The organism is Pantoea sp. Ae19-2 (assembly GCF_059801205.1).
Map to the genome: position 1 here is coordinate 2787272 of NZ_JBCHWE010000001.1, position 16365 is coordinate 2803636.

A 16365-nucleotide genomic window follows, 5' to 3' on the forward strand; every position below is an offset into this window, starting at 1 on the left:
TTTTTTCATCCGGCGATTGAGGGTGGTTTACAACGACATATCCACCACAATACGGCCTTCAATCTTGCCCGCATGCATCCGGGCAAAGATATCGTTAATATTGCTGAGCGGTTCCACCGCCACGCTGGCTTTCACTTTATGACGGCTGGCAAAATCCAGCGCCTCCTGTAAATCCTTACGCGTTCCGACGATAGAACCCCGCACCGTAATGCCGTCCAGCACCATATCGAAAATAGAAAGATCGAATTTGCCAGGCGGCAAGCCGTTTAGCACCATGGTGCCCCCACGACGTAACGTGCCGATCGCCTGCTCAAAGGCTTTAGGCGACACCGCCGTGACCAGCACGCCGTGCGCGCCGCCAAAGTGCTCATGAAACACCCTGGCCGGATCGACGTTTCTGGCATTCGCCACCACGCTGGCGCCCAGGCGCTGGGCAAAGGCCAGCTTATCGTCATCGATATCGACAGCCGCCACGTTCAGCCCCATCGCGACGGCATACTGTATAGCCATGTGCCCTAACCCACCGATGCCGGAAATCACCACCCAGTCACCGGGTTTGGTATCGGTCATTTTTAACCCTTTATAGACCGTCACGCCCGCACAGAGCACCGGTGCCACCTCGTTGAATGCGAGGTTTTCGGGGATGATGCCGACATAGTTGGCGTCCGCCACGCAGTATTCGGCAAAACTGCCGTTAACCGAATAGCCGGTATTTTGCTGGCTGTGGCACAGCGTTTCCCAGTGATCAAGACAGTGCTCGCAGTGACCGCAGGCGGAGTAGAGCCAGGGCACGCCGACCCGATCGCCCACCTTCAGGTGATGTACGTTATCGCCCACCGCGACCACCTGCCCGACGCCCTCATGTCCCGGGATAAAAGGCGGAACCGGCTTCACCGGCCAGTCGCCCTCTGCCGCATGCAGATCGGTGTGACACACGCCGGTTGCCGCGATTTTTACCAGAATCTGCCCCGACCCAGGCTGGGGTACGGGCACCTGCTCAATCACCAAGGGTTCGCCGAACGCTTTAACAACTGCTGCCTTCATCATCGTGTTGATTTTCATCGTCATGATTTATGCTCCAGGGATAGGTTACGGACTTAAAACAGCCCCAGCGGTGCCGTGTCATAGCTGACTAACAGGTTTTTGGTCTGCTGGTACTGGTTGAGTGCCATTTTGTGTGTTTCGCGACCCACGCCGGACTGTTTGTAACCCCCAAAGGCAGCATGGGCAGGATAGATGTGGTAACAGTTGGTCCAGACGCGCCCGGCTTTAATGGCGCGCCCCATGCGGTAGGCTAAATTGCTGTCCCGCGTCCAGACGCCCGCCCCCAATCCAAACTGGGTTTCATTGGCAATACGCAAGGCTTCAGCCTCATCTTTGAAGGTGGTGATGCCGATAACCGGGCCAAAGATTTCCTCCTGAAAGCAGCGCATGCTGTTGCTGCCTTTAATCAGCGTGGGCTGAATATAGAAACCGTTATCCAGTTCGGACGATATCAAGGCCCGCTCACCCCCGGTCAGGATCTCGCCCCCTTCGTTGCGGGCAATCTCGATATACGACAAAATTTTATCGAACTGCTGACGCGAAGCCTGGGCGCCAATCATCGTGTCGGTATCGAGCGGATCGCCGCGACGAATGGTAGCGACTTTGGCCATCACCCGCTCCATGAAAGGCGCGTAAACGGACTCATGGATTAGCGCACGGGACGGACAGGTACATACCTCGCCCTGATTAAAGAAGCCCAGCACCAGCCCTTCCACCGCCTTGTCAATAAAGTCCGGCTCGCCATTCATGATGTCGGCGAAGTAGATGTTTGGCGATTTCCCGCCCAGCTCCACAGTACAGGGAATAATATTTTCTGCGGCACAGGCCATGATATGACGTCCCACCGGCGTAGAACCGGTGAAGGCGATTTTGGCAATGCGTTTACTGGTTGCCAACGCTTCGCCCGCCTCGCGACCGAAACCCTGTACCACGTTTAGCACGCCTGCAGGAAACAGGTCGCCGATCATCTCCATCAGCAGCGTAATGCCCAGCGGAGTTTGCTCCGCAGGCTTAAGCACCACACAGTTACCGGCAGCCAGGGCCGGCGCCAGCTTCCATGCGGCCATCAGCAACGGAAAATTCCAGGGAATAATTTGCCCCACCACGCCCAGCGGCTCATGAAAATGGTAGGCCACGGTTTTTTCATCGATCTCGCCCGTGCTGCCCTCCTGCGCGCGCAGGCATCCTGCGAAGTAACGAAAATGGTCGGCCGCCAGCGGCAGATCGGCATTGAGCGTTTCCCGAATCGGTTTGCCGTTGTCCCAGCTTTCCGCCACGGCCAGGGTTTCGAGATTGGCATCAATGCGGTCAGCCACCTGGAGCAGCAGATTAGATCGGGTTTGTACGGAGGTTTTTCCCCAGGCTTCTGCAGCCCGGTGCGCGGCATCCAGCGCTAAATCAATATCGCGCGCATCGGAACGAGGAAACCGGGCAATGTCACTGCCGTTGACGGGTGAGGTATTCATGAAGTACTCACCACTCAGCGGCTCGATAAATTTGCCATCAATGTAGTTGCCGTAGGCAGATTTAAACGTCACTAACGCACCAGGTGTGCCGGGATGGGCATAACGCATCGCAAACTCCTTCTGTAGGGTAGACAGGCAGCGGCATGTTGATTTTTAACGGATAGCGCGCTGTCACCTGACGTTTGCAGGTCCTGTGCCAACTTCCCTTACGCGCTGAAAATCCAGATAAAAATCAATCACCTGAATAGTAATCTCACAGGCATGCGTTGAGGACTAACCGGCTTTGATCCCGCTTTGTGTTGCAAATCGCAACACCGCTAAAACCAAAACGCTACAATCCCGCTACACTTTTCCGAGCCCACGAGGTCATTCATGCAGCACAAGGTTTCCGATGCTCTATTGCCCGCTATCGATAACAACCCCCTGCTGAGTGATTCCTGGCTACGCAGCCAGCTCTACGGACTGGATCGTTCGGCCGATGATTTTCCTCGCGTACGTCAGGCCGAGTTGACAGAGCTGGTGGCCAGTAATACTGACCTCCAGCAGTTTGCTCAGCCCGTCATGCACAAGCTGGCCCAGAAGGTGACGCAGATGCAGTCGGTGGTCATTCTGTCTGACGCGGCAGGCCGGGTGCTGCACACCTTTGGCGAGATGCAGGCGATGCAAAAAGCACAGCGTTTCGCCCTTGCCCCCGGCAACATCTGGAGCGAATGTGGCCGTGGCACCAACGCCATTGGTACGGCGCTGGCGATAGACGACGGTTGTGAAATCGAGGGTAATCAACACTTCCTGACCCGCAACCAGGGGCTTTACTGTGCCGCCATGCCGCTGCAAATGCCCAACGGGCAGATTGCGGGGGTACTGGATGTCTCTGGCCCTGCACATTTTTCCCATGCCCATACGTTTGCCTGGGTCAAACAGGCGGCACGGCACATTGAGTATCTGTGGGTTAAGCAGAGCCTGCATCCCCAACAATGGCTGATGAGCCTGCACAGCGACGCACACCGGCTAGACAGCCCGGATGAGCTGCTGCTAGTGTTTTCAGACAACGTGCTGACTGCCGCAAATCGGCTGGCCCTGCGTGAGCTTGGCCTGCACGCCGAACAGCTTGGCGTCATCACATTTCAGCAGCTGTTTCCTCACAGCGATCTGCGGGCCACCGCACTGCCAACGCCGGTGATGATCGGACCCCAGCCTTATTATTTTCGTCTGCGAGCGCCCACCCGAACCCGCTTCAGCGTAGCAGCAGGCCCTGCGCGTCCGCTGCCTTTCTCACTGCAACATGAGGGAGATAAAATGGTGCGGCTGCTGAATGCCGGCGTTTCATTGTGCATTCGCGGGGAAACCGGCAGCGGAAAAGAGTACGTCAGCCGCGCGTTACATCAGCAAAGCCGCTGGCGGGAAGGAAAGTTTGTGGCGATTAACTGCGCCGCGATTCCGGAATCCTTGATCGAATCTGAACTCTTTGGCTACCAGCCGGGGGCATTTACCGGCGCCAGCAAAAATGGCTACATCGGTAAAATCCGTGAGGCCGATGGCGGCGTCCTGTTTCTGGATGAGATCGGCGATATGCCACTGGCGCTGCAAACCCGGCTCTTACGCGTGCTACAGGAAAAAGAGGTCGCGCCGCTGGGATCCAGTCAGAGCTGGCCGGTTAACCTGGCCGTGATCAGCGCGACACATCGGGATCTGGCGCAACGCGTCGCACAGGGCGACTTCCGCGAGGATCTCCTGTACCGGCTGCAGGAATTTTCATTCACGATCCCGCCGCTGCGTGACTGGTCTTCTCTTCCGGCGTTTATCACGCAACTCTGGGACGCGCTGGGCGGCGGCGCGCGTCAGATCGGCCTGTCTTCCGAAGTGCTGGCGACATTAACGCGCTATCCCTGGCCGGGCAACGTGCGCCAGCTACGCAGCCTGATGAAAGTCTTGCTGGCGCTGGCGGAAGATGGCGATAGCGTGGAGATCACGCATTTACCTGAAGAGTACCGCAGCGGCAACGCCGCGGCATCACCCGCGCGCCAGCAGCATGACGATCGTCTGATAAAAGCGACGTTGCAGCAGTTTAACGGCAACATCAGCAAAACGGCGCAGGCGCTCGGCGTTGCGCGCAGCACGCTGTATCGCCGCGCTGCACGCGAGAAGTGAGCTTAATCGCGGAAGTTTTTAAACTGGAATGGCTGGCCCAGATTTCCCCCGCGCACCAGCGCCATCGCCCCCTGCAGATCGTCACGTGACTTACCAGTGACGCGCAGGGATTCACCCTGAATCTGGGTCTGCACTTTCAGCTTGCTGTCTTTGATCAGCTTCACCAGCTTCTTCGCTACATCGGCTTCAATGCCTTTTTTCATTTTGGCATCCAGGCTCCAGCTCTTGCCGCTGTGCTCAATTTCTTCCGGCACGTCCAGGGCCGCGCCTTCAATGCCGCGCTTAAGCATTTTTTCACGCAGAATATCGACCAGTTGCTTTACCTGAAAGTCAGATTCACTGATGACTTTAATGGTTTCATTTTTTTCATTGAGTTCGTAACTGGCGGTGACGTTACGAAAATCGAAACGGGTGGACAGTTCGCGGTTAGCGTTATCTACCGCATTGCGAACTTCCTGCATGTCGACTTCTGAAACGATATCGAAAGATGGCATCTCTTCTTCTCCTGAGGCTAAACTGGCATGCATAATACGCGTCTTAGGCCACTAAATAAAATCACGCTGTGCAGCGCTATACTTAACCCATTGTCACAGCGCATAAATAATACGCCCGCGAGCGGGAGGCAGCATGAAAATAACCGTATTAGGATGCGGCGCGCTAGGCCAGGTCTGGCTTACCGCCCTTGCCCATTCTGGACATGATGTACAGGGATGGCTGCGTGTTCCCCAGCCCTACTGTTCAGCCAACGTGATTGATCCTCTGGGTCGCGTGTCGAACCGGACCTTTATTGCCAACGATCCGCTGTTTCTGGCCCAGAGTCAGCTGCTGCTGGTCACGCTGAAAGCCCCCCAGGTTTCGACAGCCGTTAAAAATCTGGAGAGCGTGATGGCGGAAAACTGTCCCGTGCTGCTGCTGCATAACGGAATGGGGACGCTGGGGGAATTAAAGGGCCTGCGACAGCCGCTGTTGCGCGGCATTACCACGCACGCCGCCATGCGGGACGGAACGGTGATTAAACATGTCGCCAGCGGCGTCACGCATATTGGCCCCGGCAACCGTAAAAGCGAAGGCTGGAGCGCGATTGCCGACGTTCTACATGATGCACTGCCCGACGTCGCCTGGCATGACAATATCCGGGCCGCCTGCTGGCGCAAACTGGCGGTTAACTGCGTAATAAACCCGCTGAGCGTGGAGCACGATTGTCAAAACGGCGCGCTCCGCCAGTACAGCCGTGAAATACAAACCCTGTGCGATGAAATCAGTTGGGTGATGGAACGAGAAGGCCAGTCCGTTGACAGCCAGAGTCTGCAGGATCAGGTATTCGATGTGATAGAAACGACGGCGGCGAATACGTCGTCAATGCTGCAGGATATTCGCGCACAGCGGCTGACGGAGATTGAATACATCACCGGTTTCCTGCTGCGCCGGGCACGCACCCACGGCTTCGTGTTGACAGAAAACACGCGCCTGTATGACATGATTAAACGCAAGGAGTCTTTTTATGGGCGCGAACGCCTCAGTACTGGTCTGTCTGGCTCATGGCAGTGAAGAAATCGAAGCGGTCACCACGCTGGATCTGCTGGTACGTGGCGGGATAAAAACGGTTACCGCCAGCGTGGAAAGCGACGGCAGCCGTGAAATCCTCTGCTCGCGCGGGGTCCGCCTGCTGGCCGATGTCCCGCTGGTCGAGGTCGCGGATAACGCCTACGATGCCATTGTACTGCCCGGCGGATTGAAAGGCGCCGAGACGTTTCGCGACAGTCCGCTGCTGGTGGAAACCGTGCGGCAGTTTCATCTGACCGGGCGTATTGTTGCCGCCATCTGCGCCGCGCCTGGCACGGTGCTGGTGCCGCATAACCTGTTTCCCGTGGGAAACATGACGGGTTTCCCCGGTTTGAAATCCACCATACCGGATGATAAATGGATGGAGCGGCGCGTGGTGTGGGATCCGCGCGTCAATCTGTTAACCAGCCAGGGGCCGGGCACCGCGATGGATTTTGCGCTGAAGTTAATCGATCTGTTAGTCGGCAGTGATAAAGCGCGGGAGGTTGCCGCTCAACTGGTGATGGCACCCGGCATTTACGATTACCAGGCCAGTTAAGATTCGGCGTCTGAAAAGCGGTACAGGTAGCACTGTGCCCGCTTCCCGGTCGGGTGCGCGGGCACAGCGTACGTTTTAAGGGCGGTAAACTTTGACGTTTTTAAAGCCCTGCTCATGCAGATACAGCGCCTGAAGTTTACTCATCACGCCGCGATCGCAGTACAACAGCCAGGTTTTATTCTGATCGAGGTCGCCAAACTGGGTGCTGAGTTTGTAGAAAGGCATCGACTTCACCTCTGTTCCCACCAACTCAAGCGGTTTGTCTTCCTGCTCATCCACCGAACGGATATCCAGTACGCTGTCGTTTTCGTTCAGCAAGCCGACCGTTTCAACCTCGACCACTTCGTCCTGCGTTTGCTCAGCAATTTCGCGGATATCCACGTTGGTCGCTTCGGCCACCATGCGTTCCAGAATCGAGAAGTCAAAATGGCTTTCTTCAGCGTCGATTTTGCCCTTCACCGCTTTGACGGTTGGGCTTTTGGAAATCACACCGCAATATTCCGGCATGGTACTGGCAAAATCTTCGGTGCCGATCTCACGCGCGACCTTGATGATGTGCTCTTTATCATGGGAGATCAGCGGGCGCAGAATCAGCGTATCCGATGCATTGTCGATCAAACGCAGGTTGGTCAGGGTCTGACTGGAAACCTGTCCCAGCGCTTCACCGGTCACCAGCGCCTGAACGCCATAGCGTTCAGCGACCATTGACGCGGCGCGAACCATCATGCGCTTCAGTACCACGCCCATCTGGCCATCGTCGACTTTTTCTAAAATTTCGCCCACGACCGGTTCGAAGTTTATCGCGACAAAACGGACCCGATGCGAACGACCGAAACGGTTCCAGATATAATGCGCCACCTGACGCACGCCGATTTCGTGTGCGGCACCGCCAAGATTAAAGAAGCAGTAATGCACCCGGCAGCCGCGACGCATCAGCATGTAGCTCGACACGCCAGAGTCAAAGCCGCCCGAGATTAGCGACAGCACATCTTCCTGCGTGCCAATCGGGAAACCGCCCAGCCCCTCATAGCGTGCGGTCACCAGCGTTAAGCGGTTCTCTTCCACTTCGAGATTGACCGTCACCTCTGGCTTTTTAAGCTGCACCGTGGCGCTCTCGATGTGCTGATTCAGGCCACCGCCGACGTAGCGTTCCACATCCTGCGAACTAAAGCTGTGTTTGCCCCGGCGCTTAACACGCACGCAAAACGTTTTGTTTTCAAGAGCATCGCGATACTGCGCCAGCGTCTGCTCAAAAATATGATGAATATCGGTATATTCACGCTCTTCCACCGCAAGGACATGGTGGATACCGGGAATGCGCATGAGCTCATCAGGAATAACCGTGCGCATGGCTTCATCTTTGCAGCGCACTTCAATATGATCCCAGTAACGGACGACCGCGATCTCGTCGCTGACGGTTTTAAGCACGTTGCGAATATTGCTGGCAAGAATCTTAATAAAGCGCAGGCGCACCGACTGACTCTTGATGGTGATTTCGGGAAATAACTTGACGATAAACTTCATGGCGATACAGCTTCGTTGGGCAAATAAGTGCTAAAACAGGCTGCACTTAGCTGGTAAGATCATAAAATTGCGGGCTGCCAGGCGCATCCGCATCCGAGGCGCGGAAGTATATCACCTTTACCTGGTGACTGCTTCTGCAACAGCATGCACATTGATTATTTTGCTAATCATTCTCTCTCAGCTACCATGACCGATTGCATGATAACGTTCCAACCGTGAGTCGATCCTAACTATGCCGAAAAAAGCCGAACAGCCAGCCAGCTTTGAAACGTCATTGCAGCAGCTGGAACAGATTGTCAGTCGTCTGGAAAGTGGTGAACTGCCGTTGGAAGAGGCCCTCAATGAATTTGAGCGCGGCGTGCAGCTGGCACGCAATGGCCAACAGACGCTGCAACAGGCCGAGCAGCGCGTTCGTATTTTACTCAGCGATGATAAAGACGCCGACCTCTCCTCTTTTACGCCGGAAAACAACTAATGGATTTTCCTGAACTGCTCGACGCTTATCACAGGCAGGTGAATCGTGCGTTGACGGGCTTATTAGACGCCCTGCCTTTTCAGAGTTCTCCTCTGGTGAATGCCATGCAGTATGGGGCATTATTAGGCGGCAAACGCCTGCGCCCGTTTCTGGTCTACGCCACCGGCGAGATGCTTCACGCCGACAAAGCGAGTCTGGATGCGCCCGCTGCAGCAGTTGAGTGTATTCATGCCTATTCACTGATTCATGACGATCTTCCTGCCATGGACGATGACGCTCTGCGTCGTGGGCAACCGACCTGCCATATTAAATATGGTGAAGATACCGCCATCCTTGCAGGCGATGCGCTGCAAACGCTGGCATTTTCTATCCTTGCCGACCAGCCCATGCCGGGCGTGAGCGCGGAGTATCGGCTGGCCATGTTGTCAGAACTGGCAAAAGCCAGCGGCGTCGCGGGGATGTGCGGCGGTCAGGCACTGGATCTGGCGGCGGAAGGTCAGTCGGTGGGGCTTGCTCAACTTGAACAAATTCATCGTCATAAAACCGGTGCGTTGATCCGCGCGGCCGTTCGGCTTGGCGCGTTTGCCGCTGGCGAAAAAGGCCGCGAGGCGCTTCCGTATCTTGATCGCTATGCAGACGCTATCGGTCTTGCTTTTCAGGTGCAGGATGACATCCTGGATGTGACGGGTGACACAGCTGTCATCGGAAAACGCCAGGGTGCCGATCAAGATCTTGGAAAAAGCACCTATCCTTCACTGATGGGTCTGGATGATGCCCGCACTAAGGCACTGGATTTATATCAGGAAGCCGTCGATGCTTTGCACATGCTCTCTGCCAAATCCTATAACACCACAGCCTTGAAGGCGCTGGCGAGCTTCGTAATTGAACGCGATAAATAACTTCCATGATGAGTCACTGATGAGTTTTGATATTACAAAATACCCGACACTGGCGCAGGCAGAAACGGTTCAGGCGCTGCGAGCCCTGCCAAAAGAGAAATTGCCTGCGCTCTGCAACGAGCTGCGCCAGTATTTATTAGACAGCGTGAGCCGCTCAAGCGGCCATTTTGCGTCGGGCCTGGGCGTGGTCGAGCTGACCGTGGCGCTGCATTACGTCTATAACACGCCGTTCGATCACCTGGTGTGGGACGTCGGTCATCAGGCTTATCCACATAAAATTTTAACGGGACGCCGCGATCGCATTGGCTCTATTCGCCAAAAGAACGGCGTGCATCCGTTTCCCTGGCGCGGCGAGAGTGAATACGATGTGCTGAGCGTGGGCCACTCTTCGACCTCCATCAGTGCCGGACTGGGCATGGCTGCGGCGGCCGAACGTGAAGGCAAAGGCCGCCGCACGGCCTGCGTTATCGGTGATGGTGCCATTACTGCGGGCATGGCGTTTGAAGCCATGAACCATGCAGGCGATATCAAATCGGATATGCTCGTGATTCTGAATGACAATGAAATGTCGATTTCAGAGAACGTCGGGGCGCTGAACAACCGGCTGGCGCAGATCCTCTCGGGCAAAACCTATGCGCGTCTGCGTGAAGGCGGCAAGCGTGTTCTGACCGGCCTGCCGCCGATTAAAGAATTAGTGAAGCGTACCGAAGAGCATCTGAAAGGCATGGTCGTGCCCGGAACCCTGTTTGAAGAGCTGGGTTTTAACTATATCGGCCCGGTGGACGGCCATGATGTGCTGACGCTGGTAAATACGCTGAGTAATATGCGCAGCCTGAAAGGGCCACAGTTCCTGCATATTATGACCAAAAAGGGCAAAGGCTACGCGCCGGCAGAACAGGATCCTATTACCTGGCATGCTGTGCCGAAATTCGACGTCGCCAGCGGTGAGCTGCCAAAAAGCGCCGAAGGTTTGCCGAGCTACTCCAAAATTTTCGGCAACTGGCTGTGTGAGATGGCCGCTCACGATACGAAGCTGATGGCAATCACGCCTGCCATGCGTGAAGGTTCAGGCATGGTCGGTTTCTCTCGCAAATACCCCAACCAGTATTTTGACGTTGCCATTGCCGAACAGCACGCGGTGACCTTCGCCGCTGGCCTGGCGATTGGGGGCTACAAACCGGTGGTGGCCATCTACTCCACCTTCCTGCAGCGCGCCTACGATCAGGTCATCCACGACGTGGCAATTCAGAAACTGCCGGTGTTGTTTGCCATCGATCGCGGCGGCATCGTCGGCGCTGACGGGCAGACGCACCAGGGCGCGTTCGATCTCGCCTATCTGCGCTGCGTGCCGGACATGGTGATTATGACGCCAAGCGACGAGAATGAATGTCGCCAGATGCTATATACCGGTTATCACTATCAGGATGGCCCGGCCGCGGTACGTTATCCGCGCGGTACCGGTACCGGTGCTGCGCTGACACCGCTGCAAAGCCTGCCGCTGGGTAAAGGCGTGGTAAAACGTCAGGGCGAAAAACTGGCCATCCTCAACTTCGGTACGCTGTTGCCGGAAGCGAGCAAGGTGGCGGAAGCGCTGAACGCAACGCTTGTGGACATGCGCTTCGTGAAACCGCTGGATACGTCACTGATCGCCGAACTGGCGGCCAGTCATGAATCCCTGATTACGCTGGAAGAAGGCGCGATTAAAGGCGGCGCAGGCAGCGGCGTGAATGAGTTTGTCATGGCTAAACGCCTGGGCGTGCCCGTGCTGAATATCGGCCTGCCTGATGAGTTTATTCCGCCTGGTACTCAGGAAGAAATGCGCCACGACTACCAACTGGACATTGACGGTATTCAACAGCAGATCAGCCGCTGGCTTGCGCAGTAGGTCCCCTGCCCGCGCACTGTGGAGCGCGTCATTCCTGCTATGCTTAATCCCCTGGGTTAGACATAGCAGGAGTCTTCATGAAAACCATTCAATTAGCGAACACTGACTTAACGGTTTCCCGGCTTTGCCTGGGTTGTATGACCTTTGGGGAACCCGATCGCGGCAAGCACGCCTGGACACTTCCGGAAGAGAGCAGCCGTCCGCTCATCCAGCAGGCGCTGGAAGCAGGGATCAATTTTTTTGATACCGCGAACAGCTATTCTGACGGCAGTAGCGAGGAGATTGTGGGCCGGGCGCTCAAAGATTTTGCCCGACGTGATGAGGTGGTCGTTGCCACCAAAGTTTTCTTTCCCATGAGCAATCTTTCGCAGGGCTTATCTCGCCAGAACATCCTGCAATCTATCGACGACAGCCTGCAACGGCTGGATATGGAGTTTGTCGATCTCCTGCAAATTCATCGCTGGGACTATGACACCCCGCTGGAAGAGACGCTGGAAGCCCTTGACGCAGTGGTGAAGTCTGGTAAAGCGCGCTACATCGGCGCCTCCTCAATGCATAGCCACCAGTTTGCTCAGGCCTTAGCCCTGCAGGACCAACAGGGCTGGGCACGCTTTGTCAGCATGCAGGATCAGTACAACCTGATCCAACGTGAAGAAGAGCGGGAGATGCACCCTTTGTGTCTGCGGGAAAACATTGCGGTATTGCCCTGGAGCCCCCTGGCACGCGGCAAACTGACCCGCCCCTGGGGAGAAACCACCGCACGATCCGTATCGGATGACGTCATTCCCTCGCTCTATGCCACAACCGAGGAGAACGACGCGATGATAGCCGAGCGCCTGGCACAGGTTGCGGCGGACAAAGGCGTGACGCGTGCGCAGGTGGCGCTGGCATGGTTACTCAGCAAACCCGCCGTCACCGCCCCGATCATCGGTGCTTCGCGCGCCGGGCAGTTTGCCGAGCTGGCTAACGCCGTCAACGTGGAACTGACCGGGGACGAGATCGCTCATCTGGAAGAGGCCTATCAACCGCACCCGGCAACGGGTTATCAGTAAGCGGGTTGTGAAGCGTTTTGCATGCGGCGCTATGCGCTGTCCGACAGGCAAAGCGGCAGACCGTTCCCGCAGGGGAACGGTCATCATGCTGAAGGACGAAATGAGGGAGAACAGGCGGGGTTTTTCGCTGTACAGGCCCGGTGTGGCAAGCTTAAGCGGCCAAAAAGACGCCCGTCGCGTACAGCATCGCCGCCGCGATAATACCGGCGATAATATCATCTACCATGATGCCCATACCGCCATGCACGTTACGATCGAACCAGCGAATCGGCCAGGGTTTCCAGATATCCAGCACGCGGAACAGAACAAAACCACTCACCACCCATTGCCAGCTGTTGACCGGAATCGCCATCAGGGTAATCCACATCCCGATAAACTCATCCCAGACAATGCTGCCGTGGTCATGCACGCCCATATCCTTGGCGGTGCGATGGCAAAGGTAAACGCCCACACTAATGCCCAGCAAGACCACCAGCGAGTAGAGATCATGGGGGAGCAAGGTCATGAGCCACCAAAACGGAATGGCGGCCAGCGATCCTACCGTTCCGGGCATAAACGGGCTCAGGCCGCTGCCGAAGCCGGTCGCCAGCAAATGCCAGGGATTGCGCAGGCGCAGGCGGCTTTTCGCGAGGGTTTTATCTGAGGTCAAAATGGTCGAATCCTTTATGACGGAATTCCGTGGGTTTACCGTTTTCCAGCAGTGACAGCCCTTCTGACTCCGGTGCCATCTGGCCAATGCAGGTATAAGGCACGCCAAGATGCCCCAGCGCCACATCCAGCGCGCCACGATTGACTTCCGGCACGCTAAAGCACAGCTCGTAATCTTCTCCGCCGCTGAGCGCCCAGCGCAGCACCTGTTCGGCATCAAAGTTTTCACGCAGTGCAGAAGAGAGCGGCAGCGCATCCAGATTCAACCGTGCACCACAGCCGCTGGCTTTCAGTACATGGCCAAGATCGGAGATGAGTCCATCCGATAAATCAATGGCGGATGACGCCAGGGAACGCAGCGACTGTCCCTGTAAAATGCGCGGCATTGGGCGCAGGTGGCGCTTGATCAGGGCTTCGTGTATCGCCGGATCGTCAATGCGGCAGTGATGCTGTAATAACGCCAGCCCGGCAGCGCTGTCGCCCAGCGTACCGGTCACGTAGATCCAGTCACCCGGCCTGGCGCCCGAGCGTTTCAGCGCCTTGCCGTGGGGAATCAAGCCATGAATCCCCAACGTGAGGCTGAGGGGGCCACGCGTGGTATCGCCGCCCACCAGCTGCATGTCGTAGTATTCCAGCAGGTCAAACAGGCTTTCGCTAAAGCTGCTGAGCCAGGTTTCATTCACGTCAGGCAAGGTCATGGCCAGCGTCAGCCAGGCAGGATCGGCTCCCATCGCGGCCAAATCGCTCAGGTTTACCGCCAGAGATTTATACGCTAAATCCGCAGGATGGATGGAAGACAGGAAATGGACGCCGGAAACCAGCGTATCGGTGCTGACCGCCAGCGTCTGTTTTTCGGGCACGCTAAGCAACGCGCAATCGTCGCCAATGCCGAGTTCGACATCACGGCGGCTACGCGTTCTGCGATTGAAGTAGCGTGCGATGAGTTCAAATTCACCACATGACATAATTGCGTTCCGCTTAACCATTAATGAAAAAGGCCGGCAAGCCGGCCTTATTGATTATTTGCGTTGGGGTCTGATTTGTGGACCGGCTTTATCCAGTACGCCGTTGACAAATTTATGGCTGTCTTCGGCACCAAACACTTTCGCCAGCTCAATACCTTCGTTGATGGCCACTTTATAGGGCACATCAGAACGCTTGCTCAATTCATACAGCGAAACACGCAGAATGGCTTTTTCAACCTGTCCCAGCTCTTCGAGCTGTCGCGACAGATACGGCTTCATCAGGCCATCCAGGTACGCGCTGTTGGTCGCCACACCGGACAGCAGTTCGCGGAAATAGGTAATGTCGACGTCTTTGACGTCTTGTTCCGCCAGAAACTGGTATTCCACATCGGCAATGTCGTTGTTGGACAACTGCCAGGAGTAAAGCGCCTGGACAGCGCACTCACGGGCGCGACGACGAGCAGCAGGTTTCACAAAATTCCCCTTACAAAAATCAGGCTTTAATGGCTTTCAATACGTTGATCATTTCAAGCGCGGTCAGGGCCGCTTCGGCACCTTTATTACCCGCTTTCGTTCCAGCACGCTCAATGGCCTGCTCGATATTTTCAGTCGTCAGTACGCCGAATGCCACCGGAATATCACTGTCCATGGCAACGCTGGCAATACCGGAGCTGGCTTCACCTGCGACATATTCGAAGTGAGCAGTGCCACCACGAATTATGGTACCCAGCGCGATCACGGCGTCGTACTTGCCGGTTTTGGTCAGCGCACGGGCTGCCAGCGGCAGTTCATAAGCGCCTGGAACCCAGACGACGGTGATATTGTCATCGCTGACCTGGCCAATGCGCTTCAGGGCATCAACCGCGCCGTCTAACAGGCTGTCATTGATAAAGTTGTTAAAACGCGCGATAACGATGGCAATGTTTGCCTCAGGCGTTGCAACGGCAGCTTCGATAACTTTCATACATATCCTTTCAGGGGTTTGTTTGGCCCCGCGCAGGGGGGCGGATTCTAACATACTCTTTGGCGGCGTGCTCTCGCTTTTCCGCCTCCGTTATTGCGGTGTCAGCGTCAGGCGCACATCATCGCCGACCTGACGGATATCGCGAAAGGCAAAGACCGGCGCATCGGCCAACTGCGTTAACCCCGCAAGCTGGCACAGGCCACGCGCGTCATTGCCCAGTAATTTCGGCGCAACATACACAATCAGCTCATCCACCAGCCCGGCCTGAATGAGCGCGCCCGCGAGCGTCGCACCGGCTTCCACCCAGACGCTGTTAATCTGCCGCTGGCCCAGCACCATCATCAGCGCCACTAAATCCAGCTGGCTGTCGCGCAGTGGAACAGGAATCTGCGTCACCGTTTCCGGCCAGTGCCGATCGTCGACCTGCTGGCGCATCAGCCAGGTTTCGCCTAATTGTTCAATAAGTTTGTGGTCCGGCGTTACGCGATTCTGGCTATCGACGATCACTCTTACCGGCTGACGTAGCTCGGCTTCATCCACCAGGCGCTGACTTTCGCTGTCCAGTTCTGACCAGCGCACCGTTAACGAGGGGTTATCCGCCAGTACGGTTGCACTGCTGCTGAGGATGGCGGAACTCTGGGCGCGCAGCCGCTGCACGTCGCGCCGGGCCGCCGGCGAGGTGATCCACTGGCTTTCCCCACTGGCCATGGCGGTGCGGCCGTCCAGCGAGGCACCCAGTTTTAACTGTATCCAGGGAAAGCCGGTACGCATGCGTTTCAGAAAACCACGGTTCAGGGCTTCCGCTTCCTGCATCATCAGCCCGTGGCTGACCTCAATGCCCGCCTGATGCAGGCGGTGTAATCCCCGTCCGGCTACCTGCGGATTGGGATCCTGCATGGCCGCCACCACGCGGGTTACACCTGCGGCAATTAATGCATCACAACAGGGCGGCGTGCGCCCGTGGTGACTGCAGGGTTCCAGCGTCACATAGGCGGTTGCGCCACGTGCGCGGTCCCCCGCCATACGTAACGCGTGCACTTCCGCATGCGGTTCCCCGGCGCGCTGATGCCAGCCTTCCCCAACAATCTGACCGTCACGCACAATGACGCAGCCTACATTGGGATTGGGTGTGGTGGTAAAACGGCCGCGGCGCGCCAACTCCAGCGCGCGCGCCATATAGCGTTCATCGGTCAT

Annotated in this window: 16 protein-coding genes; 7 read left to right on the forward strand and 9 right to left on the reverse strand. The window is 56.6% G+C overall.

From position 1 onward, the window contains the following. Positions 1-27: 27 nt before the first annotated feature. A complete protein-coding gene (gene adhP / locus AAIE03_RS12975; protein ID WP_496111804.1) occupies positions 28-1044 on the reverse strand; it encodes an alcohol dehydrogenase AdhP in 1017 nt (338 codons plus the stop codon). Between the two features lie 53 nt (positions 1045-1097). Next, on the reverse strand, positions 1098-2618 hold the full coding sequence (exaC, locus tag AAIE03_RS12980) for an acetaldehyde dehydrogenase ExaC (protein ID WP_013024874.1): 1521 nt from the start codon (positions 2616-2618) through the stop codon (positions 1098-1100). A gap of 264 nt (positions 2619-2882) precedes the next feature. Between exaC and AAIE03_RS12985 the strand changes: the two genes are divergently transcribed. Continuing rightward, a complete protein-coding gene (locus tag AAIE03_RS12985; protein WP_105091987.1) occupies positions 2883-4658 on the forward strand; it encodes a sigma-54-dependent Fis family transcriptional regulator in 1776 nt (591 codons plus the stop codon). Positions 4659-4660: 2 nt separating this feature from the next. Here AAIE03_RS12985 and AAIE03_RS12990 read toward each other — a convergent pair whose 3' ends face one another. Next, positions 4661-5152, reverse strand: a complete 492-nt coding sequence (locus AAIE03_RS12990) for a YajQ family cyclic di-GMP-binding protein (protein WP_014606447.1) — start codon at positions 5150-5152, stop codon at positions 4661-4663. 133 nt (positions 5153-5285) lie between these two features. Between AAIE03_RS12990 and panE the strand changes: the two genes are divergently transcribed. Together panE and yajL are read left to right on the forward strand one after the other, a co-directional pair. Further along, the gene (panE, locus tag AAIE03_RS12995) at positions 5286-6206 is read left to right on the forward strand and encodes a 2-dehydropantoate 2-reductase (RefSeq protein ID WP_013024871.1); all 921 of its coding nucleotides are present in this window, start codon (positions 5286-5288) and stop codon (positions 6204-6206) included. Then, positions 6160-6759 carry a protein deglycase YajL gene (gene yajL / locus AAIE03_RS13000; protein WP_013024870.1) on the forward strand — a complete coding sequence of 200 codons (600 nt, stop codon included), beginning with the start codon at positions 6160-6162 and terminating at the stop codon, positions 6757-6759. Before panE ends, yajL begins: the two co-directional genes overlap by 47 nt. A 75-nt stretch (positions 6760-6834) precedes the next feature. Here the strand turns inward: yajL and thiI are convergent, their stop codons facing one another. Continuing rightward, entirely contained in the window at positions 6835-8283 is a 1449-nt protein-coding gene (gene thiI / locus AAIE03_RS13005) for a tRNA uracil 4-sulfurtransferase ThiI (protein ID WP_013024869.1), read from the reverse strand. A 232-nt stretch (positions 8284-8515) separates the two neighbouring features. Here thiI and xseB point away from each other — a divergent pair, with 232 nt between their 5' ends. The 4 genes from xseB (at position 8516) to AAIE03_RS13025 (ending at position 12594) form a co-directional block, all read left to right on the forward strand. Beyond that, entirely contained in the window at positions 8516-8758 is a 243-nt protein-coding gene (gene xseB, locus AAIE03_RS13010; RefSeq protein ID WP_013024868.1) for an exodeoxyribonuclease VII small subunit, read from the forward strand. Next, the gene (gene ispA, locus AAIE03_RS13015; protein ID WP_014593071.1) at positions 8758-9657 is read left to right on the forward strand and encodes a (2E,6E)-farnesyl diphosphate synthase; all 900 of its coding nucleotides are present in this window, start codon (positions 8758-8760) and stop codon (positions 9655-9657) included. Before xseB ends, ispA begins: the two co-directional genes overlap by 1 nt. A gap of 19 nt (positions 9658-9676) precedes the next feature. After that, a complete protein-coding gene (dxs, locus tag AAIE03_RS13020) occupies positions 9677-11542 on the forward strand; it encodes a 1-deoxy-D-xylulose-5-phosphate synthase (RefSeq protein WP_026021088.1) in 1866 nt (621 codons plus the stop codon). A gap of 77 nt (positions 11543-11619) precedes the next feature. After that, the gene (locus tag AAIE03_RS13025; RefSeq protein WP_072404200.1) at positions 11620-12594 is read left to right on the forward strand and encodes an aldo/keto reductase; all 975 of its coding nucleotides are present in this window, start codon (positions 11620-11622) and stop codon (positions 12592-12594) included. Positions 12595-12745: 151 nt separating this feature from the next. Here the strand turns inward: AAIE03_RS13025 and pgpA are convergent, their stop codons facing one another. From pgpA to ribD, 5 genes are all read right to left on the reverse strand, one after another. Beyond that, on the reverse strand, positions 12746-13243 hold the full coding sequence (pgpA, locus tag AAIE03_RS13030) for a phosphatidylglycerophosphatase A (RefSeq protein ID WP_013024863.1): 498 nt from the start codon (positions 13241-13243) through the stop codon (positions 12746-12748). Continuing rightward, positions 13230-14207, reverse strand: coding sequence for a thiamine-phosphate kinase (gene thiL / locus AAIE03_RS13035; RefSeq protein ID WP_014606449.1), 978 nt, complete (start codon positions 14205-14207; stop codon positions 13230-13232). Before thiL ends, pgpA begins: the two co-directional genes overlap by 14 nt. Positions 14208-14261: 54 nt before the next feature. Next, complete coding sequence (nusB, locus tag AAIE03_RS13040) at positions 14262-14681, reverse strand: transcription antitermination factor NusB (RefSeq protein ID WP_013024861.1); 420 nt, start codon at positions 14679-14681, stop codon at positions 14262-14264. A gap of 19 nt (positions 14682-14700) precedes the next feature. After that, complete coding sequence (ribH, locus tag AAIE03_RS13045) at positions 14701-15171, reverse strand: 6,7-dimethyl-8-ribityllumazine synthase (protein ID WP_498563027.1); 471 nt, start codon at positions 15169-15171, stop codon at positions 14701-14703. Positions 15172-15261: 90 nt separating this feature from the next. Continuing rightward, complete coding sequence (ribD, locus tag AAIE03_RS13050) at positions 15262-16365, reverse strand: bifunctional diaminohydroxyphosphoribosylaminopyrimidine deaminase/5-amino-6-(5-phosphoribosylamino)uracil reductase RibD (RefSeq protein WP_014593063.1); 1104 nt, start codon at positions 16363-16365, stop codon at positions 15262-15264.